20 protein-coding genes are annotated in these 22282 nt (G+C 45.6%); 18 read left to right on the forward strand and 2 right to left on the reverse strand.

Annotated elements, in window-relative coordinates:
- Positions 1–430 precede the first annotated feature (430 nt).
- Positions 431–874 (reverse strand): PH domain-containing protein, encoded by a 444-nt coding sequence (locus G636_RS0112235; RefSeq protein ID WP_051226980.1) that lies wholly within the window; start codon positions 872–874, stop codon positions 431–433.
- Positions 875–1052: 178 nt separating this feature from the next.
- Here G636_RS0112235 and G636_RS0112240 point away from each other — a divergent pair, with 178 nt between their 5' ends.
- The gene (locus G636_RS0112240; protein WP_026508284.1) at positions 1053–2714 is read left to right on the forward strand and encodes an EAL domain-containing protein; all 1662 of its coding nucleotides are present in this window, start codon (positions 1053–1055) and stop codon (positions 2712–2714) included.
- Between the two features lie 38 nt (positions 2715–2752).
- Here G636_RS0112240 and G636_RS0112245 read toward each other — a convergent pair whose 3' ends face one another.
- Positions 2753–4177, reverse strand: coding sequence for an amidophosphoribosyltransferase (locus tag G636_RS0112245; protein WP_026508285.1), 1425 nt, complete (start codon positions 4175–4177; stop codon positions 2753–2755).
- Between the two features lie 321 nt (positions 4178–4498).
- Between G636_RS0112245 and G636_RS0112250 the strand changes: the two genes are divergently transcribed.
- The 17 genes from G636_RS0112250 to G636_RS0112335 all read left to right on the forward strand — a co-directional run bounded on the left by G636_RS0112250 (position 4499) and on the right by G636_RS0112335 (position 22125).
- Entirely contained in the window at positions 4499–5371 is an 873-nt protein-coding gene (locus G636_RS0112250; protein WP_026508286.1) for a phosphoribosylaminoimidazolesuccinocarboxamide synthase, read from the forward strand.
- 553 nt (positions 5372–5924) lie between these two features.
- A complete protein-coding gene (larB, locus tag G636_RS0112260) occupies positions 5925–6677 on the forward strand; it encodes a nickel pincer cofactor biosynthesis protein LarB (protein WP_026508287.1) in 753 nt (250 codons plus the stop codon).
- A complete protein-coding gene (locus tag G636_RS0112265; RefSeq protein ID WP_026508288.1) occupies positions 6670–9714 on the forward strand; it encodes a response regulator in 3045 nt (1014 codons plus the stop codon). The genes larB and G636_RS0112265 overlap by 8 nt, the downstream gene beginning before the upstream one ends.
- Positions 9715–9717: 3 nt before the next feature.
- Complete coding sequence (locus tag G636_RS19705) at positions 9718–12111, forward strand: ATP-binding protein (RefSeq protein ID WP_026508289.1); 2394 nt, start codon at positions 9718–9720, stop codon at positions 12109–12111.
- A gap of 140 nt (positions 12112–12251) precedes the next feature.
- On the forward strand, positions 12252–12479 hold the full coding sequence (locus G636_RS0112275; RefSeq protein ID WP_026508290.1) for an acyl carrier protein: 228 nt from the start codon (positions 12252–12254) through the stop codon (positions 12477–12479).
- Between the two features lie 9 nt (positions 12480–12488).
- Positions 12489–13703 (forward strand): alanyl-tRNA editing protein, encoded by a 1215-nt coding sequence (locus G636_RS0112280; protein WP_026508291.1) that lies wholly within the window; start codon positions 12489–12491, stop codon positions 13701–13703.
- Between the two features lie 46 nt (positions 13704–13749).
- Positions 13750–14418, forward strand: coding sequence for an AzlC family ABC transporter permease (locus G636_RS0112285; RefSeq protein WP_051226996.1), 669 nt, complete (start codon positions 13750–13752; stop codon positions 14416–14418).
- A complete protein-coding gene (locus G636_RS0112290; protein ID WP_026508293.1) occupies positions 14411–14728 on the forward strand; it encodes an AzlD domain-containing protein in 318 nt (105 codons plus the stop codon). The genes G636_RS0112285 and G636_RS0112290 overlap by 8 nt, the downstream gene beginning before the upstream one ends.
- Before the next feature lie 67 nt (positions 14729–14795).
- The gene (gene ispF, locus G636_RS0112295) at positions 14796–15332 is read left to right on the forward strand and encodes a 2-C-methyl-D-erythritol 2,4-cyclodiphosphate synthase (protein ID WP_026508294.1); all 537 of its coding nucleotides are present in this window, start codon (positions 14796–14798) and stop codon (positions 15330–15332) included.
- A complete protein-coding gene (gene cysS, locus G636_RS0112300; protein ID WP_026508295.1) occupies positions 15329–16738 on the forward strand; it encodes a cysteine--tRNA ligase in 1410 nt (469 codons plus the stop codon). Before ispF ends, cysS begins: the two co-directional genes overlap by 4 nt.
- Positions 16723–17226, forward strand: a complete 504-nt coding sequence (locus G636_RS0112305; protein WP_026508296.1) for a Mini-ribonuclease 3 — start codon at positions 16723–16725, stop codon at positions 17224–17226. Before cysS ends, G636_RS0112305 begins: the two co-directional genes overlap by 16 nt.
- Positions 17207–17998 (forward strand): 23S rRNA (guanosine(2251)-2'-O)-methyltransferase RlmB, encoded by a 792-nt coding sequence (gene rlmB, locus G636_RS0112310; protein ID WP_242826968.1) that lies wholly within the window; start codon positions 17207–17209, stop codon positions 17996–17998. Before G636_RS0112305 ends, rlmB begins: the two co-directional genes overlap by 20 nt.
- Positions 17999–18134: 136 nt before the next feature.
- Positions 18135–18344, forward strand: a complete 210-nt coding sequence (rpmE, locus tag G636_RS0112315) for a 50S ribosomal protein L31 (protein ID WP_026508298.1) — start codon at positions 18135–18137, stop codon at positions 18342–18344.
- Between the two features lie 113 nt (positions 18345–18457).
- The gene (locus tag G636_RS0112320; protein WP_026508299.1) at positions 18458–19447 is read left to right on the forward strand and encodes a DUF1385 domain-containing protein; all 990 of its coding nucleotides are present in this window, start codon (positions 18458–18460) and stop codon (positions 19445–19447) included.
- A 50-nt stretch (positions 19448–19497) separates the two neighbouring features.
- The gene (prmC, locus tag G636_RS0112325; protein ID WP_026508300.1) at positions 19498–20337 is read left to right on the forward strand and encodes a peptide chain release factor N(5)-glutamine methyltransferase; all 840 of its coding nucleotides are present in this window, start codon (positions 19498–19500) and stop codon (positions 20335–20337) included.
- A 275-nt stretch (positions 20338–20612) separates the two neighbouring features.
- On the forward strand, positions 20613–21689 hold the full coding sequence (prfA, locus tag G636_RS0112330) for a peptide chain release factor 1 (RefSeq protein ID WP_026508301.1): 1077 nt from the start codon (positions 20613–20615) through the stop codon (positions 21687–21689).
- Between the two features lie 76 nt (positions 21690–21765).
- Positions 21766–22125, forward strand: a complete 360-nt coding sequence (locus G636_RS0112335) for an Hpt domain-containing protein (RefSeq protein WP_051226983.1) — start codon at positions 21766–21768, stop codon at positions 22123–22125.
- Positions 22126–22282: the final 157 nt, after the last annotated feature.

Consider the following 22282-nt stretch of genomic DNA (forward strand, 5'->3'; position numbering starts at 1 on the left):
TATAACTTTAACCATACGCAGATGCAGAAGTTTGTGCGCCTTTATGTTATCGGAGTGGTAAAAGATCTCGAGAAATTGATTAATAGATTTTTAGTACCAGTTCGACCGGGGCGTAAATTCAAAAGAATTATACGCCGCCAATCAGCTGAACCATTATTCTACCGATAACCCAAAACAACTTAATACCTTTCAGTAGGCAGTCTCCCCAGACTGTCTGTTTGCCTTTTTCAAAAATAGAATTTTTGACCGTAAACCCGAGAACTGGCTGTATTGTGTTTGGAATTATCATGGCTTAAATGATACACTATTCTTAAGTTTTTTACTATCTAAATGACATTGGGACGGGGTTAATGGACCATAATTATGGTCCATTAACCCCGTCCCCAAGAGCCCACTTTTTATTCTCGTGCGCCTGGGGGCGTACGTTTTATCATTCAAACATATCCGGAATGCCGTCGCCGTCCATGTCAGCACCCTGGTAGCTCAGGTTCTGGGTGTTAACTGTACGTCTTGCCAGGCGGCACTTCTCTGACTGAGAAAGGATATAGTCCTTGATATCCTTGCCGTGCTTGATGTTCTTCATGATAAGCTTGTCACCACTGGCATCGGAAGCCAGATAGCAGATAATGGTAGACAGACCCATGATACGCTGAAGGAAGGTCCTGGTCAGCTTCACATCAGCTACCTTGTACATGTAGCAGTCATTTTCTTCGATACTGAGAAGACCGCTGATCTCTACGATATCATTTTCGTAAATTTCAAAATGCCTGAAAGGCCAGGGAATAGCAAAGAAACGAAGTCTGGTGGTCTCTTTGTATACCAGTTCTCCCTTGGATGTAAGCGGCGGTGCCATATTATTATTAACAGGTTCCATATTAATCCTCCATATTATGTTATGTTCCTTTTCATATCCATATTATTATAAGAAATGCTTTTTTATCTGTAAATACAGCCGATATTATGGAAATTTGTATAAAATTCCTTTAGAATAGCATATGAGGGAAAAAAGATTTTAGCGCTTAAACAAAGAAGCGGTGGCATGGGAGGAGAGTATGCCCAGAACAGGACTTAACGACACCATCAGCAGGATCTTTGATACCTTCGTGGTCGTATCGAAGAGCCGATATGCTGTAGTATACGATATTTTCAATCATTATGCCAGGTGGTCCACCAATGCTGTGGAGTTTTTTGGTTTATCAGGTGAATACATAGAAAATGCCGATACCGAATGGCACAAGCGTATCCATCCTGATGACCGCAAGAATTATGAACAGCGGATCATGGCCATGATAGCAGGCATTAAGCAGGATTCACCTTTGGAATACAGAGCTATGGACAAGAACGGAGAATATGTAGCCTGCTCCAGTAAGGGTACCATCATCAAGGACTATTCAGGTCGCCCTGCTTATCTTGCATTCTTTATCACCAATCACGGTATAGTATCAAACAAGGATCCAATCACAGACACAGATAACCTATATGAGATGTTCAATGCTCTGCGTCAGCAGAGGGAAAGACAGGAGAAGTCTTCTGTCCTTATTATTGATGCCATCCATTTTGATGATATTAACCGTACCTACGGATATATGTTTGGTAATCAGGTCCTCAGGGCAATGGCGGACCTGGTAGTCAACCTGGTCAAGGATGAGGGGGTTGTATACAGAGGAGATGGTACATCCATAATCGTCATATCCGGATCGCTTGAGCTGGACGGCATGAGAAGGCTCTATTCCAGAATCAGGGAGCAGCTTAAGAGTGCTTTCTATGTATCAGGGACCAGGATCACGCTTAACATAGCAGGCGGTGTGTTAGTCAATGACAATTTTGCAGTTGATGAGCATACCATATATACCAGTGCAAAATATGCTCTGGATGCTTCCAAGAATATGAACCACGGCGGTCTGGTAGTATACCACAATGAGCATCAGGACCAGAATGCCCGCAGGATAGAACTGCTTGATGCTATCAGAAGCGATATCATGAACAAGTGCAGCGGCTTCTATCTGGTATATCAGCCTATCATATCTGCCAAGGACAGCCACATGATAGGCGCAGAAGTGCTGCTGAGATGGCATAACGAAGCCTTTGGGGATGTAATGCCCGATTCTTTTATACCCCTACTGGAGAACGACAGCGTCTTCTTTGAGCTGGGCAACTGGATCCTGGAACAGTCTTTTAACGAGACCAGGAGCATCATATCAGTATTCCCCGAATTTATGCTCAATATCAATCTTACATTCATGCAGTTGGAGAGATCAGAATTCAGGACCACTCTCATGGATCTGATGAGAAGGACCAGGTTCCCTGCCAGCAATCTGACACTGGAGCTTACCAAGAGATGTCGTCAGATGTCCAGAGAACACTTAAAGAGCCAGGTGGATTTCTTGAAATCCAGTGGCAGTCAGATAGCTCTGGATGTAGAGGAATTTAGCTCGCTTGACCTCTTAAGAGCTCTTCCCGTTGATCATATTAAGATAGACAGACGCTTCCTCAGAGATATAGACCGCAATCTGGTCAATCAATATATAGTAGAAGCTATGGCAGGCTTTGCACAGCACATGAATGTTCATGTCACACTTACCGGTATCGAGAATGCCCAGATGCTGGACTTTGTAAAGGAACGCTTCCCGGCCGACTCCTTCCAGGGCTACTATTACAGTAAACCCGTCCGCATTGCCGACCTTAAGCAGCTTCCTCTCTACCACAGCAGGTAAAATAAAAACACCCCCGCCTTGCGGGGGTGTTTGTGTTATCAGGAACGTCCGTTCCAGCAGTGAGTGCAGAGCTGACAGGGCTCGATGCCCAGGCCTTCGATCATGTCGTCCAGGCGGTGGTAGCTGAGAGTAGTGAAGTTCAGCTGCTTTCTGATCTCTTCCAGCATTGCTGCATATTCTTCAGAATCAGGATCAGTATACTTGTCCAGGATCTCTCTTGAAGGGTTCTGGACATTTTCAAGCTTCTCGATAACGCGTCTGGTGATCAGTTCCTTGTCAGAGCCTGATCTTGAGAAATTGAGGTAGGGACATCCGAATACAAGAGGAGGACAGGCAGGTCTGATGTGGACTTCCTTAGCTCCCTTATCGTAGAGATATTCGGTGGTCTCTCTGAGCTGAGTACCTCTTACGATGGAATCGTCGATGAGCAGGAGGCTCTTGCCTCTGATCAGTGCTTCAATGGGTACCAGCTTCATCTTGGCGATGAGATTCCTTCTGCTCTGAATGGTGGGCATAAAGGATCTGGGCCATGTAGGTGTGTATTTTACAAAGGGTCTTGAGTAGGGCACCTTGGAGAAATTGGAATAGCCTACTGCATGAGCTACACCGGAATCAGGTACGCCTGCTACTATATCAGGGTGTACATTGCCTCTGCCAAGGTCTCTCTTGGCAAGAGCCTGTCCGCAGCTGTATCTGGCATCTTCGACATTAAGACCTTCATAGGTTGATGCCGGGAAGCCATAGTAGATCCAGAGGAAGGTGCAGATCTTCATTTTCTGCTCTCTCTCTTTGACTGTTTCATAGCCGTCGGGTGTGATGAATACTATTTCACCGGGACCTAGTTCATATTCAGGCTCATAACCTAGGTTCAGGAAGGAGAAGCTCTCAAAGCAGGCACAATAGGCGCCTTCCTTCTTGCCTATCTCAACAGGTGTTCTTCCCAGCTTGTCTCTGGAAGCATATATTCCCTCGGATGTCATGAGCAGGAGAGTAAGTGAACCCTTGATGCTCTCCTGAGCATAGGTGATACCCTCGACAATGGATTCCTTCTGATTGATAAGTGAAGCTACCAGCTCTGTGGGATTGACATCTCCGCCGCTCATCTCCAGGAAATGGGGGTGATCCAGCTTGAAGAGTTCATTGGTCAGCTCCTCTGCATTGTTGATCTTGCCTACAGTGGTGATGGCATATGTACCAAGGTGAGAGCGAACGATAAGTGGCTGGGGTTCATAATCGGAGATACAGCCAATTCCCAGGTGGCCTTCCATATGAAGAATATCGTTGTCAAACTTGGGCCTGAAATTGGTAGTCTCAATATTATGTATAGCCCTGTCAAAACCCTTGGTCTCGGAATATACAGCCATTCCGGCACGACGTGTACCAAGGTGTGAATGATAATCTGTCCCGTAGAAGAGATCAAAAACGCAGTCTTCGTGAGACGCTAGTCCGAAAAATCCGCCCATCTTACAACTTTCCCTCGCTTTTGTTTGAATGTTTGGTCAAAAATCAAATAACACAAACATAATAACATTAAAATCGCTCAGGAACACAAGGAATTTTTATTTTGTATGGTTGCATAAAAAGCCCTTAGTTTTTCTTTTTTTATAAGAAAAAGATGCACAAGATTTTGATTGAATGTTCAATAAAATTTTGCCCTTATGGCAGTTTACATATTAAAAACGCCTGGTCTATACTAACAGTGCGGGATTCCCGGGGCGCTTCGTAAAAGGGAATCTCACAATCTCATAATAGTCAAATTATACAAAAGAGAGAAAGGGTACGCCATGAAAGAGTTCAAACCGGTGAAAGAGGGCAAGGTAAGGGAGATCTACGATAACGGAGACAGCCTGATAATGGTTGCTACAGATCGTATCTCAGCATTTGATGTGATCTTGAAGAACAAGATCGTAAAGAAGGGTACTGTTCTTACCCAGATGTCTAAGTTCTGGTTCGATTATACCAAGGACCTGACAGAGAACCACATGATCAGTACTGATGTTAACGATATGCCGGAGTTCTTCAGAACACCCGAATTTGACGGCAACAGCATGCTCTGCAAGAAGCTGGAGATGATCCCTGTTGAATGTATCGTAAGAGGCTATATCACAGGAAGCGGCTGGGAGAGCTACAAGAAGAACGGTACTGTATGCGGCATTAAGCTTCCTGAAGGTCTCAAGGAATGTGACAAGCTTCCCGAAGCTATCTATACTCCTTCCACTAAGGCAGAGATTGGCGACCATGACGAGAATATAGATTTTGAAAAGAGTATTGAAGTGCTGGAGAAGTCCTTCCCCGGAAGAGGAAGAGAACTTGCAGAGAAGATCAGAGATCTGACAATTGCTCTCTATAATAAGTGTGCAGATTATGCACTGACTAGAGGCATCATCATTGCAGATACCAAATTTGAGTTTGGCCTTGACGAGAATGGCAATGTGGTACTGGCAGACGAGATGCTCACTCCCGACTCCAGCCGTTTCTGGCCTGCAGATGGTTATGAAAGCGGCAAGAGCCAGCCTTCCTTTGATAAGCAGTATGTACGTGACTGGCTCAAGGCCAATCCTGATTCCGATTACCTGCTTCCCGATGATGTTATAGACAAGACTATCGAGAAGTACAAGGATGCATACAGACTCCTTACAGGTAAGGAGATTGACTGATCACCCGCGGCTGATACAGCCCAATGGTTTTTACTTATGAACAGGAATTAATACAGATACAATAGGTTCACCGGGTGTTCATAATCACGTAACATTTTATATGTAATATTGAATTATCGAAAGACATAGAAAGTGATCCGGAAACCTAATCAGTAACTTATCTTTTTCATAATGGGCTGCCTGAATCCCCATCAGGCAGCCCTCCTCCCTTCTTATAGTGTTATATAAGCAGCCGCTGGAGGCTTAGTTGTTCTCCAGGGCTGCTTTTTCTCATTTTTATAGAGATGCGAGTTTAACCAATCTAAGTGCGGATGGCTCCTGATCATATGAGGTAGGTGTCAAAAGTTCCTTTTGACACCTTATGACTAACGGATTGTTCCGTTTCTTCGAAACTCTCACAATCCTAAAACATTCATATTCGATTTCGGGCAAGCTCGAATCGAAATGACTTTTGACCCTTACGTCATCATATTGAATAAAAAGTATTATTTATAATAAAATCAATATAGACAGACCTATCATTCACATACATATATTAACGGGGACGTGGCTTATGCAGACCAGAGAAGTTCTTGAGCAGCTTGTGGAAGGCAAGATATCTATAGAAGAAGCTGAAAAATTTTTTAAGAAAGAGCCCATAGAAAACATGGGCTTTGCCAGGCTTGACCTTCACAGAGAAGTAAGATCGGGCTTTCCGGAGGTTATTTTTTGCCAGAATAAACCCGATGAATTCCTTATAGAGATATTTAAAAAATTGGTTGAAAAAGATAAGCGTGCCCTTGGGACCAGGGCAAGTGAGCATCAGGCAGAGCTTATACTCAGTGAATTACCAAATGCGCAATATGACAAGGTATCCCGTATCCTGAAGGTAGATCCTATGGATAGGGAACTTAAGGGCAATGTTTGCGTATGCAGCGCAGGGACTGCGGATCTGTTCGTGGCAGAGGAAGCAGCACAGACAGCAGAGTATTTTGGCGCCGGGGTTACACGAGTATATGATGTGGGCGTCAGCGGACTGCATAGGCTTCTGGCTGAGGTGGACACCATCAGAAAGGCCACTTGCGTGATAGCGGTTGCGGGAATGGAAGGCGCTCTTGCCAGTGTGATCGGAGGCCTGGTGGAGAATCCTGTGATCGCAGTTCCTACTTCTGTTGGTTATGGTGCCAATATGAAAGGCTTATCAGCTCTTTTGACTATGATCAATTCCTGTGCAAACGGGATTGCGGTTGTAAATATTGACAACGGATACGGCGCCGGCTATATGGCTGCCCAGATTAATAGGCTTGCCGTCAGAGGTTATGAATAAGAAATATAATTTCTCATTCGAAACAATCATATGCTTAGTAATAGCTGTATTGGTATTTATCAAAGTCCTCACAGCCTTTGCCGGAAAGGGTCCGGGGCTTAGTCAGGACTATTTATTGTGCGAGCCCCTCAGCAATAACTGGTATCAGGTATTGGAAGACGGCAGGCGTCAAAGGGTTGAAGTGCCCGGGAGGGCAGTTGTTGAGAACCGGGGTTATACCATAACTACAACTCTGCCTTTCGATATTGATGATCAGGACTGGATGGCTATCAGATCCTCTCTTCAGGATATCAGGATATATCTGGATGGTCAGTTGATCCGCTGCTATGATATCAACCAGAACAGCCGTAGATATGGCAACAATCCCAGCTTTTATGTTTTTACACAGGCTTCGTCTTCATGGAGCGGGAGAGTTCTTTCTATCAAGTCGGAGACTGATTATGTAGGCTTTGCGGGTGTTATCAATGATGTCTATATAGGTACCCAGATGGGTATCTGGGCCATGTATGGCAAAAAAGACTGGCCAGGCATTGTATTGCCTACTATTGTTTTCCTCTTTGGCCTGGGATCTATAGTCCCTCTTGCTATCATCAGTATCAGGAATAAAAAAATCCGAAAGTACATCTATATTTGTCTGGGAGTAGTCCTCTATGCTTCCTTTGAGCTTTGCGATTCGCATCTTCGCCAGCTTTTCTTTAATAATATCAATGCTGTAGCAGATGCATCTTATATGTTTCTGATCGCGTGCCCCATTCCCTTTATGATCTGTCTTAATTATCTGCAAAAAGAGCGCTTCATGGCAGTCTATGAGATCCTGGAATTCATGACCTTTATTACAGGTATCCTATGCTCATACCTGAGCTTTACAACAAGGCTCTCTTTTGCCAACAGTCTTCCCATCATGGTCGTTGTGATAATGATAGATATTCTCTATATGCTCTTTACAGTTCAGAGAGATCTCTGGAATCATGAGGCAGAGGATTACAGGATACTGGCAGGTGGCTATATGTTCCTGGCGTTAAGTGTCATTGTAGGTGGGATACTCTATGGCATAGACAAGACCGCTTCACCCTTCGTACTGATCAATGTAGCTATCATAGCGCTGATGGTCAGAGGGATAGTAGATATTGTCAGGGATTACGGTAATGCTATCCAGGAAAAAGCTGTTGCAGAGCAGCTGGGCAATACCAAGGCAGGCTTTATAGCAGCTATGTCCCATGAGATCAGGACTCCTGTCAATACCATCCTGGGTATGAATGAGATGATCCTTAGAGAGGGTACAGAGGCAGATATCCTTGATGATTCTAATCGTATCCGTCAGGCGGGTGAGAGCCTTTTGGTACTGATCAATAACGTCCTTGATTATTCCAGACTTGAATCCGGCAAGGCTCCGCTTTTAGAGGAGATATATGCTCCTTCTGTAAGTCTTGATCAGCTAAAGAGCCGTTATATAAATGCTGCATCAGATAAGGGGCTTGAACTGGACGTAGAAGGTGTGGGTGAAGCACCCGGGCTTTTAAAAGGTGATTATGACAAATTCCTGAGAGTAATAGATATCCTTATGGGTAATGCCATCAAGTTCACTGACAACGGAAAGGTAGAGCTGGAGCTGAGTACCGATTATGCGATGGTGCAAAATTCGCCTTCGGATGAAGTGGTGGTCAATGTTAAGGTCAAGGATAATGGCAAGGGTATCCAGCCCGGAGATATTCAGTATATCTTTGATCCTTTTGAAAACATCCCCAATCTTGGCGGTGAATCGGGCATGAACCTGGGCATAGCCTACAAGATAGTGCAGCTCCTGGGCGGTGAGCTCAAGGTATCATCAACTTATGGCAAGGGCTCGGTATTCTCTTTTTCCATAAAGCAAAGGACAGTGTCAGAAGGTGAAGCTTCTGCCTGGAATAAGCTTGTTGAGGAGGGTAGCCTTGATGAGGAAAAGGATAAACAGAGGAATGACACCGGTCATGTTCCCAACCTGCCCGGTGTCAGGATCCTGTGCGTTGATGATAATGAGATGAACCTGACAGTTATAAGGGGGCTCCTTAAGAGAACACATGCTGATATAGTAACTGCCAGCAGCGGTATGGAGGCAGTGGAGACTGTAGCTCATCATGATTTTGATATCATCCTTATGGATCATAGGATGCCCGGTATGGACGGCGAAGAGGCTATGAGGAGGATCAGGAGGATCTTCAAGGAAGGAAAGGGAAGGGCCGAGCCCTATATCATAGCGCTGACTGCCAATGAAGAAGAGGGTATCAGGACCAAATATATCCGTATGGGCTTTGATGATTATCTGGCAAAGCCTGTTAAGGATCATTATCTTGATGAGATATTATGCAAATTTGAGACAAGTGATGCTGAAGCTGCAGATACAACGGGAGATGCTGATAAGAGCAAGGCTCCGGAAGATGATACCGCTGAATGCGAAAGGATCATAGACAAGATCAGGCAGTACGAGGCAATGGATGTGGAAAAGGGCCTGAAATACTGTGGTAACAAGCAGCTCTTTGTGGGGGCTGTCAAGGTATTTGTATCTGCTTCTCAGACCGGTATATCTGTGATCGATCAGACTTCCCAGGCTGAAGATATCTCTGAAGCAGCGATCAGGGTACATGCTCTCAAGACTAATGCCAGGATCATAGGCCTTCAGGCGCTCTCAGACCATGCAGCCTATCTGGAAAAGTGCTATGACGAGGGCAAAAATGATGAGTTCAAAAAGGGTATCCCGGACCTTCTCAATGAATATATAGCAGCAGCTGAGGTGCTGGGAATAGCTGTTATCAAGGATTATATAGAAGAAGATAAGGCAGAAGAGACTGCAAAGGAAGCTATTTCAGAAGATGAACTTCAGGATGCCTATGAAGCTATCAGAGAATGCGCATCCGGTCTTGATTTTGACACACTTGAGGACATAATCGCAGAGCTTGAAAATTATGAGCTCTCTCCCGAAGATAAGGACAAAGTTGCAAAGATCAAAGAAAAGTCAATGTATGCTGACAGCGGAGCAATCCTGGAAATACTGGAGTCTTAAGCTATGGATAAAGCAAAACGAGGCTTTAAACTGAATATCAGGGCTATCTCTGCGGGAGGATTCTTTTTTCTCGTTTTTCTGGTATATGTCATGGTGCTGGGAAGACAGATCAGTAGGCAGAATCAGACCAGAAGCTATGAGTTTGACGTGGTAAACTTTGACAACGGCTGGGAAATGGAATATCCAAATGGGTCCAGAATGCCTGTAATGGTGCCTTCCAGGATATATACCAGAGACGGCTCCACCAGGATAGTGAACAGACTGCCCGAGAATCTTGGAAGAGATACATGGCTGTCTGTATTTGGCTGTGTTCAGGAAGTGACCATATATGTAGATGGTAAGGTCAGGACCGAGTATTCTATCAGACCCGGCAAAAGAGGTATTGGATCCCGCACCAGTCCTACAGCATACATATTTGCAGAGCTTTATGATGAGGATGCCGGCAAAGAAGTGATGATAGAGACCATGTCTGATTCTATCTTCTCGGGCACCCTGGGAGATGTATACCTTGGTACCCAGGCGGGAATTTGGAAGATGTACTCTGAGGAACATTTTTCCACCACACTTATCAGTATGATCCTGGCTGTGATAGCAGTCACAACCCTGATCATAGCGCTTTATGTATATATCAGATCAGGAAGAGCAGAGGACTTCCTATATATCTCTCTTGGCTTTTCTGCGACTATCATTTGGAGAGTATTATCATCGCCTAATAACAATACCTTTATGCAGCTGGAAGTCAGAGATCTGGGCGGCTCCTTTGAAGCAGCTTTCCAGTGTCTGGTATTCATAGGAATACCTTTCCTTTGCTTTGCAGATGTTATTCAGGAGAAGAGGTATCACAGGGCATACTCGGGAAGCGTGGCCATATATTCAGTGTGGGGAATAGTCCTGTCAATATTGAATTATGCAGGTATTGCATATTTTGCAGGCGTGATCATGCTGATACTCATGCCCATAGTCCTGACAGTAGTCACCATAACCGTGTGTACTGTCCTTGATGCCAGGAAGGGCCTGGTGCGTCGCTACTATATCATAGCCTGGGGCTTTGCTTTCTTTGTACTGACTGTTGTGCTGGAGCTTTTGCGCCAGTCTGTCAGATTCTTTGCACCCCTTCAGGAAATATACGGCTATGGCCTCCTTGGGCTGATGCTGGCGGTTGTATTCTCTGCTGTCAATGATATGATAGGTGCTCAGAATGCCAAGCTCATAGCAGAGAGAGCTGATGAAAAGAAATCTGACTTTATGACACTTATGTCACACAGGATCAGAACCCCTGTAAATACTATTTCGGGAATGAGTCAGATCATAGAAAAGAAAACTTCAGAGCCTGTGATCAGAGAATATGCCTACAGTATCAGAAATGCTGTAAGAGTATTGATGTCCCTTATTGAGGATATGCTGGATGCAGGCAGGGCTGAGAAGGGTGAGCTATCGATCAAGAGAAGGCAATATGCCATAAGGGATGTACTGGAGGACTGTCTTGGACTACTTAAGACTACTGCAGGCAGAAAGGGTCTGGAGCTGGAGACCCTTATAGATCAGAATCTGCCTTCCATCCTGGAGGGTGATGATGTGAGGATCAGGCAGGTCATCACCAATATACTTACCAATGCAGTGAAATATACCAATTTTGGTAAAGTTACCTTTGTGATGTCAGGTGAAAGAAGTGGAGAAAATACCATTATCCTGACAGTCAAGGTCAAGGATACCGGTATCGGTATCAAAGAGGAGGATCTGGGCGAGATATTCTCCAGCTACAACAGAGCGGATGAAGGCGGAGTCAGACATATTGAAGGTACGGGCCTTGGACTCTTTATCACCAAGAGGCTGGTAGATCTCATGGAAGGTGATATCAGTGTAAAGAGTAAATATATGGAGGGCTCTACCTTTACGATCAGGCTTCCCCAGAGGATCATAGATATAAAGCCTATAGGTGACATGGATGTGGACTGGAGAAAGAAGGAAACGGGAGCTGCCCTCACGCCGCACCTTAGGGCACCGGATGCCAGGATACTGGTAGTGGATGACAACAATATGAATCTGGAAGTATTTGCGGGACTTCTGGAGGATTCCCAGATCACCATAGATAAAGCGGGAGGCGGCCAGGAAGCTATAGATATGGCATCCTGGGCCAAGTATGATCTGATCTTTATGGATCACATGATGCCCCATCCTGACGGTATTGAGGCTTTCCATAAGATCAGAGATGATCTGGATTCGCCCAATATGAATACTCCATTTATTGCTCTTACTGCCAATGCCGTGCCGGGAGCCAGGCAGATGTATTTGGAAGAGGGATTTGCCGAATATCTTTCCAAGCCTGTTGATTTTGATACTTTGGAAAAGGCGCTGCTAAGCTTCCTTCCTGATGACAAGAAGATATTGACCTACTAATGCAGGCTGCAGCTTATATGAAAGGTCCAGAGAGTGATACTCTTTGGACTTTTTTATTGCTCTTATGGTGTTCAAATGAGAGAAAATAGAGTATATTTATATGCTGAAAGTAAGCATTTATTATAGCGCGGAGGAATAATATGGAACGACTTATAGAGATCCTTGAGGAAGTAAAGGAAGATGTGGATTTTAGTGTAGAAACAGCTCTTATAGATGACGGTATACTGGATTCATTTGATATACTGCAGATCATCTCTGCACTGAATGAAGAGTATGATATCTCCATTCCTGCATCTGAGATAGTACCTGCTAATTTCAACAGTGCCCAGGGGCTCTATGATATGGTGCAGCGCCTGCTTGAGGACTAAATAAGGGCTATGGATAATATTAAAGAGACTATCAGTTTATATGATGAGGATGCCTACCTGTCAGAATTTACAGCCAGAGTCCTTAGCTGCAGTCCCTGCAGTGAAAGAGAGGGCCTTTATGAAGTGATCCTGGACAGGACAGCTTTTTTTCCTGAAGAGGGCGGACAAGAGCCTGACAGAGGAAGTCTGGGACAGGCAGCTGTTGTGGATGTGCAGATAAGGAGTTTGGAGCAGCCTGGCGGCGATATAATAGTCCACTATCTGGATGCACCAGTGGAAGAAGGAGCCGAGGTAGAGGGCAGGATCGATTTTGAGCACCGCTTTGATCAGATGCAGCAGCATTCCGGTGAGCATATATTTTCGGGCATTACCCATAGTCTGTACGGCTATGATAATGTGGGCTTTAGCCTTTCGGGAAACGGTGTGACCATGGATTTTTCGGGTCCTCTTACCGATGAGCAGGTCCTGGATATAGAGCACAGGGTCATGGAAGTGATATGTCGCAATCTGGAGATAGAGATATCCTGGCCTGACAAGGAGACTCTTGATAAGCTGGAATACCGCAGTAAGAAAGAGCTCACAGGCAGAGTCAGGATCGTGACTATCCCGGGAGTGGATGTGTGCGCCTGTTGCGCTCCCCACGTGAGAAGGACAGGAGAGATAGGTTTTCTCAAGGTCGTTGACAGGATCAATTACAAGGGCGGCTGCAGAGTTAGCATAGAATGCGGGCACCGCGCTCTTAAGACCATGGATCATGAGCACGGCCTGCTAAAGGCTATCGCCCGTGATATGAGTACCGGTATAGATCAGATTGCAGACAGGCTGGATAAAATGTCTGCTGAAAAGGCTGAGCTCTCTGCCAGATTATCACAGCTGTCAGTCAGGCTCATGGAGGCAAAGATAGGGGAAATCCCTGATAGTCAGGCAAATGTCTGCCTCTTTGAAGAAGGCCTGGACATGAAACAGATGCAGACAGCGGTCAATATGCTGGTCAGAAAGCACAGCGGATATTGCTGCGTGTTCAATCGCAGCGGCGATGATTTTAAATATGTTGTTGGCATCTCTTCGGGAGATGCCAGAGAGGCGGCAGCTATGCTCAGGGACAAGTTTGGGGCAAGAGGCGGCGGTTCTGCTCTTATGATCCAGGGTAGTATGCCCCTCGCCAAGGAAGCTGATATCATAGCTGCTATTGATGACTTAGGAGGAAGCCGGGGAATTGAATAAGGGAAAAGGTTTTATTGACGGGCTTAGAGACGGCATTCCCATTTGCATGGGCTACCTGGCTGTGAGCTTTGCATTTGGCATAGCTGCTTCGGAAAAGGGACTTAGTACGATTCAGGCAGTGGTAATGTCCTTCACTAATGTGACCAGCGCAGGGCAGTATGCTTCGCTGGATTCTATAAGAGATAACGTATCTCTCCTGGAAATGGCTCTCTTACAGCTGATCATCAACCTGAGATATCTGCTCATGAGCACAGCACTTACCCAGAAGCTGGATCAGAAGACTTCTATCCTGCACAGGATGGGTATCGCATATGGCGTGACTGATGAGATATTTGCAATGAGTGTACTTGTCAAAGGACAACTAAGTCCGTTCTATTCCTATGGACTTATTGCAGTATCTCTGGCTGGATGGACCTTTGGTACTTTCCTTGGAGCCTTTGCGGGACAGGTGCTGCCCACGCTTGTCATAGCGTGCCTTGGACTGGCTATATATGGTATGTTCATAGCTATCATCATACCCCCTGCCAGAGAGAGGAAGAGCGTGATGGCAGTGGTAGCTGCATCCATGCTCCTGTCACTTGTATTGACATTTCTCCCCGAAGACTTTAGGCTTTCTTCGGGTATGAGGATCATAGTGATCACACTTATAGTAAGTGCGGCTGCTGCATTCCTGGCTCCTATCCCTGATGAAGACAAGGAGGGCCGCGATGCATAACGTATACAGCTATATACTTGTAATGGCTCTTGTGACCTACGCTATAAGGGTCCTGCCCCTTACTTTGATAAGGCGCAGGATCGAGAGCAGTTTTTTGAGATCCTTTCTATACTATGTACCTTTTGCAACCTTGGCAGCCATGACTTTTCCGGCTATCTTTATGGGAGACGGGATCAGCATATGGGCTGCAGCAGCAGGCTTTTTGACAGCACTCATACTGGCATACCGGGGCAAGAGTCTCCTTGTGGTGGCTGCATCTGCCTGCGGAGCGGCGCTTATGGTACAACTTATGATTAATGTGATACAATGACATGACGTAAGAGTCAAAAGTTATTTCGGCACTATGTCATGCCTGGAATTGCATGTGGAGGATTATCGTGAGAATAGGAATGGGATATGATGTGCATCGCCTTGTGGAAGGACGAAAGTTGATCATAGGCGGTGTTGACATACCATATGAGAAGGGTCTGGATGGCCATTCGGATGCGGATGTGCTGCTCCATGCCATTATGGATGCGCTCCTTGGCGCAGCTGCTCTTGGAGATATTGGCAAGCTGTTTCCCGATACGGATCCGGCATTCAAGGGAGCCGATTCCTTGAAGCTCCTTGAGGAAGTGGGCAAGAGACTTGCAGATGAGTGCTTCTTTATAGAAAATATTGATGCTACTATCATAGCTCAGAGGCCCAAGATGAGGCCTTATATAGATGAAATGAGAAAAAATATAGCCGGGGCTCTTGAGATAGATATATCTCAGGTAAATGTGAAGGCTACTACGGAAGAAGGCCTGGGCTTTACAGGTACGGGAGAGGGTATATCCTCTCAGGCTATATGCCTGCTTACCATGCCCATGGACAGTGCATCTACCAATATGTCACCCTGCTGCGGCAGCTGCCCCAAGAAAGGATCGTTATGAAGATATACAATACCAAGACCAAATCACTTGAGGAATTCAAACCTCTTGAAGAGGGCAAGGTCCGCATGTATGTATGCGGCCCTACCGTTTATAACCTGATACATATAGGTAATGCCAGACCTATGATCTTTTTTGATACAGTCAGAAGATATCTGACCTACAAGGGCTATGATGTCAACTATGTATCCAACTTTACAGATGTGGATGACAAGATCATAGCCAAGGCTATTGAAGAGGGCGTGGATGCAGGCGTGATCTCTGAGAGATATATTGCTGAGTGCCAGAAGGATATGGCAGACCTGAACATACTGCCTGCTACCACTTCTCCCAGGGCTACCATGGAGATAGGCGGTATGATCGACATGATATCCACACTGATCGATAAGGGATATGCATACAGAGCTGCTGATGGCACTGTATATTACAGGACCAGGAAGTTTGCCCAGTATGGCAAGCTCTCCCACAGAAATCTGGATGATCTCAGGAGCGGCGGCAGGAACCTGAAGGTCACAGGAGATGATCAGAAGGAAGATCCCCTGGATTTTGTACTCTGGAAGCCCAAGAAAGAGGGCGAGCCCTACTGGGAATCTCCCTGGTGTGAAGGCAGACCCGGCTGGCATATAGAATGCTCTGTTATGAGCAAAAAGTATCTGGGAGAACAGATTGATATCCACGGCGGCGGAGAAGACCTTATCTTCCCTCACCATGAAAACGAGATCGCTCAGTCTGAAGCATGCAGCGGCAAAGAGTTTGCCACTTACTGGATGCACAATGCATTTTTGAATATCGATCACAAAAAGATGAGCAAGTCTGCAGGCAATTTCTTCTGGGTGCGTGATATCACAAGCAAGTATCAGCCCATGGTTTTGAGACTCTTTATGCTCTCAGCTCATTACAGAAGTCCTCTTAACTTCTCCGATGAGCTTATGGAAGCTGCTTCTGCTTCCTATGATAGGATACTCAACTGCATATCCAACCTGGAGTATCTCCTTAAAGGCGACAGAACAGCCGATATTACAGACAGTGAGAAGACTGTACTTGAAAGCTTTGATAAATTTACTGCTGATTTTGAGAGGGCAATGGACGATGACTTCAATACCTCCGATGCTATCAGCAGCATATTTGAAATGGTGAGACTGGCCAACTCAGAGACCGTAGAAGCATCTTCAAGAGCTTTCATTGAAGAAGAGCTCAGATACATAAGGTCTCTGACCGATATCTGCGGCCTTATCACAGAAGTAAAGGAAGAGACTCCTGATGAAGAGATAGAGCAGCTCATAAAGGAGAGACAGGATGCCAGAAAGGCAAAGAACTTTGCAAGAGCTGATGAAATCAGAGATGAGCTTGCTGCAAGGGGTATCATCCTGGAAGATACAAGAGAAGGCGTTAAATGGAAGAGAGCATGACAGGTAAAGATGCCGGTCTTATGAAGCCCGGTCTTGACGGGGGATATTTTATCCCTGATCCGGCTGGGGATATCAGAGCTTTATTTGATATAGCTGATAAGGATATAAGGAGCTATTCCCCTCTTACTCTGGCCTTTCTGGGAGACAGCGTATATGAGATGATCATCAGGTCGCTGGTATCCCAGAAGTATGATCTCTCTGCCGGAAAGCTTAACAGGGAAAAGGTCAGATATGTTAATGCTGCGGCTCAGGCTATGATCCTGGACAGCGTCTTTGATGAGCTTACAGAAGATGAGCAAAAGATCAGTAAGAGCGGCAGGAATGCCAAGTCCAGGACCAGTGCCAAAAACCAGCAGGTAACAGATTATCGTAAGGCCACAGGCTTTGAAGCTCTGTGTGGATATCTCTACCTGTCGGGCAGAGTGGACAGGCTCTACGAAATAGTACAGAAAGGAGTAAAGCTTCTGGATGAAAAAAATGGAAAATGATCTCTCTGCTGATGAGGGTATAAGAGAAGGCGAGCAGACTATCGAAGGCCGCAATGCTGTTATAGAGGCCTTTAGGAGCGGCAAGACCATTGATAAGGTATATATTCTCGATAACTGCAACGATGGACCTGTAGCTACTATCAGAAGGGAAGCCAAGAAGGCCGGCGCTCTTATGAAATTCGTATCCAGACAGCGTCTTGATGAGATGTCATCCACAGGCAAGCACCAGGGTGTGATAGCTGTGGCTGCGGCCTATGATTATGCTGAGCTTGAGGATATATTTGAAAAGGCAGAGGCGGCAGGAGAGCCTCCCTTTATCATCATTTGTGACGGTATCGAAGACCCCCATAACCTGGGCGCTATAATCAGGAGTGCAAATGCCAGCGGAGCTCATGGCGTCATTATCCCCAGGAACAGGGCAGCAGGACTTACGGCTACTGTAGCCAGGACTTCTGCGGGTGCTCTCAACTATACACCTGTTGTCAAGGTGACCAATATAGCCAGGACCATTGAGGAACTCAAGGAGAGAGGCGTATGGTTTGTCTGCAGCGATATGGGCGGTACGGTGATGTATGACCTGGATCTCACAGGTCCTATGGGACTGGTAGTTGGCAATGAGGGAAGCGGAGTCAGCCGCCTTGTAAGGGAGGCTTGTGATATGATCGCATCCATTCCCATGAACGGCGAGATCGAATCCCTGAATGCTTCAGTGGCTGCGGGCATTATGGCCTATGAGATTGTACGCCAGAGAAGGCTTAAGAAGGCTAAGTAAAAAAGATTTTTTTAACACTTGCACATGTTTTGTTTTTATGCTATGATAACAAAGCTGTCTGTGAAGGACAGCCATAAATGACGCGTTAATAAATGAAAAATATGAGAAATTATTGTTTTATAGAGAGGTGATCAAGATGAATCAGGAATTACAGCCAGAATTCTACCAGGCAACAGTTACATGCAACTGCGGCAATACTTTCACTGTAGGTTCCACAAGGAAGGAAATCCACGTTGAAATTTGCTCAAAGTGCCATCCCTTCTACACAGGTCAGCAGAAGACAGCTGCTGCTCGTGGTCGTATCGACAGATTCAACAAGAAGTACGGCATCAATGCAGAGAACTAATATCTGCTATATATTTGAATGCAGAAGCAATTTGGAGGTTGAGGCCGGCGCCTTGACCTCTTTTTTTACATAATTAGCAGTATGTTTATAATCTTGAAAGGATCAGTCTAGATATGGGTAAGAACAGATTATTTCACTATTCAGGAATAGGTGGGCAGGCAGTACTTGAGGGCGTTATGATGAGGAATAAGGACCTCTATTCTGTGTCTGTAAGGAAGCCCTCCGGTGAGATCTTCACATCTGTTGAGGAATATCACGGGCTGCTCTCAGGCAGTCCTCTTCTCAGGATTCCCTTTGTCAGAGGTATATTTGTTTTTATTGATTCCCTTGTGTTGGGACTTAAAGTTACAAACTATTCGGCAAGTTTCTACGATGATGATGAAAAGGACAGACCTTTGGATAAGGTGGCAGATGCTGTAGCAGGTGATAAGAGTGAGAAGCTCTGGTCGGCGCTTACCACCGTTATTGCTTTTGCGGTAGCCATAGGTCTCTTTTTGGTTCTTCCTGTGAAGATCACCGGCTGGATGGGGAGCTATCTTCATAGTCAGGCGCTTAAGGCTGCTTTTGAAGGTGCAGTCAGGATATCTATATTCGTACTCTATATACTGGTTATCAGTCTGATGTCTGATATCAGGAGACTCTTTGCATATCACGGCGCTGAGCACAAATGCATCAACTGTATCGAGAGTGGTCTCCCTCTTACAGTGGCAAATGTGAAAAAGTCTTCAAGATTCCACAGGAGGTGCGGCAGCAGCTTTATACTCCTGGTACTGCTGATCAGTGTCATCCTCTTTATGTTTATCAGGACTGACTCCATAGTGCTGAAGCTTATCTACAGACTCCTGCTCCTGCCTGTGATCTCAGGTATATCATATGAGATCATCAGACTGGCAGGCAGATCTGACAATATACTGGTGAAGATCATCTCGGCACCCGGTATGCTCCTTCAGAGGCTTACGGTCAAGGAACCTGACGATTCCATGATCGAAGTAGGTATCGCTTCGGTAGAAGCTGTATTTGACTGGAGATTCTATCAGAAGGATGCCTTTGGATATGATCTGGAAGATGATGAAGATGAATCTGAAGCTTATGATGAAGATTAAGATATATATAGCAAATATATCTGATAATTGCAGGTTTTGACGAGGTTGTAATGAATTATCAATCTTCCTATGAAAAGGGACGGATGATCTTGAAGGAAGCAGGAGTTGAAGACTGTGTGCTGGATGCCAGGCTCCTTCTTGAAGCTGTCTGCCACAGCTCCTTTGCAGATCTCTACAGTCATCCCGACCGGGAGCTCACAGACAGTGAGGAAACTGAATATATGGCCCTCATCTCAAGGAGAGCAAAGAGGATACCTCTTGCATATATCCTTGAAGAGCAGGAATTTATGGGCCTAAGCTTTTATGTTAATGAGAATGTGCTGGTACCCAATCAGGACACTGAGACATTGGTAGAAGAGGCTCTTAGAGAGATATCAGACGGCATGACCTTTATGGATCTGTGTACAGGCTCGGGCTGCATAGGTCTTAGCATCCTCAATTATACCAATGATTGCAAGTGCGTTGCCACAGACATATCTGATAAGGCAATCGAGGTTGCTCGAAGAAACAGTGATAAGCTGGGTCTGAATGACAGATTCAGCATTGTTAAGACAGATCTTTTTCCCCAGGGAGAGCCTGTTAAATACGACATGATCATATCCAATCCCCCCTATATTCCAAGTGGAGTTATAGACGGCCTTGCTCCTGAAGTAAAGGCAGGAGAGCCTATGCTGGCGCTGGATGGAGGCGAGGATGGACTGATATTCTACAGGAGGATAGCGGAGCACGCCCATGAATGGCTGTGCAGAAATGGCTGGCTGATGATGGAGATCGGCTATGACCAGGGCGAGAGCGTACCTGCGCTCCTTAAGGAGAAGGGCTTTAACGATATCGAGGTGATAAAGGACCTGGGAGGCTGCGACAGGGTGGTCAGGGCTTGCCTCTACTGATGTTATTTTGTGGATTGTAGTAAATAATAGTTGTATTATATTAATGAGGTAGGTGTCAAAAGTTCCTTTTGACACCTTATGACTAACGGATTGTTCCGTTTCTTCGAAACTCTCACAATCCTAAAACATTCGCAAATCCGCACTACGTGCTACTTTGCTCATGTTTTGCGGGTCATAAATTCATATTCGATTTCGAGCAAGCTCGAATCGAAATGACTTTTGACCCTTACGTCATATTAATGGAAATATGTCTTTTGACGGAATAAGGAAATAAGATGCTGGATAAATTGGAAGCGGTACTTCACCGCTATGAAGACCTGGGGATGGAACTGGCTGATCCAAATGTGGCAGCGGATCCTGCAAGGCTCAGAGACCTGATGAAGGAGCAGAAGAGCCTGACACCCCTTATAGAAAAATACCTGGAGTACAAGAAGGTCAAAGAGACTATTGACGACTCTATGATGCTCCTGGAAGAGGAAGAGGATCAGGAGATGAGACAGCTCCTGACAGATGAGATGAACGCTGCCAATGAGAAGCTCCCTGATCTGGAGCAGGAGCTCAAGATACTCCTCCTTCCTGCCAATCCGGATGATGACAAAAACGTCATCATAGAGATAAGAGCGGGTGTTGGCGGCGATGAAGCAGCCCTCTTTGCAGCTGACCTCTGCAGGATGTACAGCAAATATGCTGAGCACTGCGGCTTTAAGACATCTATGATCAGTGTAGAAGAAATAGGTATAGGCGGCATGAAGTCCGTTAGCTTCATTGTGGAAGGCGCAGGAGCTTATGCCAAGCTTAAGTATGAAAGCGGTGTACATAGAGTACAGAGGGTTCCTGCAACAGAGTCAGGCGGCAGGATACATACCTCCACTGCAACAGTGGCAGTGATGCCTGAAGTGGATGAGGATGTGGATATTGAGATCCCGCCGGAGGATGTCAGGATGGACATCACCAGAGCCTCAGGTAACGGAGGTCAGGGTGTTAATACCACAGACTCCGCAGTTAGACTTACGCATTTGCCCACAGGCATTGTGATCTATTCGCAGACTGAAAGGTCTCAGCTGCAAAATAAAGCCAAGGCCTGGGCCCTTCTTAAATCCAAGCTCTATGATCTGAAGATCAGGGAGCAGCATGACAGCGAGGCAGAGCTTAGAAGAAGTCAGATCGGAACCGGTGACAGATCGGAGAAGATCAGGACTTATAATTTCCCTCAGGGACGTGTTACAGATCACAGGATCAAACTTACTCTTCACAGGATTGAAGAGATATTAAACGGTGATCTGGATGAGCTTATAGATTCCCTTACAACCGCCGACAGAGCCGCAAGGCTTTTAAAGGCAGGAGATAACTGATCTGCATTGGAGCTTTCATGATATGGCTGATGGATCATAGTCTCCACTCCCCTACAGGAAGAAAGGAGAGCTGCTCATGAATGAGAATCTGAAGAAGGAACTGATAGATTGGGGGATTGATTGGGAGGATGCCAAGGAGCGCCTTGTGGGTAACGAAGAACTCTTATGTAAGCTTGCGCTTAAGTTTGCCGATAGTCCCAATATGGAGAATCTGGGCAAAGCTCTGGCAGAAGGAGATACCCAAAAAGCCTTTGATGAATGTCATGTTCTAAAGGGTAATACAGGTAATCTGTCCATGTATGCCATCTATTATGATTATCGAGAGCTTACTGAGATACTTCGGGCAGGAAGCATGGATGGCGCTATGGAACTCTATAACAGGATAGTACCAAAGTATGATGCGCTCATGGAGATACTAAAGCGGTACAGGCAATAGAGCTTTAGGCATAGGCATTAGCTGCCATTTCCATGCTGATAGCAACTGATAGTAGCTTGATAGCAGTTAGATAGTATCAGATTGTATAAAACCCCTTTGCGGCAGGCTAAAGCTTTGCTGCAAAGGGGCTTTTTCGGATCCATATTCTTACGAAATG

This window comes from Butyrivibrio sp. MC2013 (assembly GCF_000424585.1).
Lineage (GTDB): Bacteria > Bacillota > Clostridia > Lachnospirales > Lachnospiraceae > Butyrivibrio.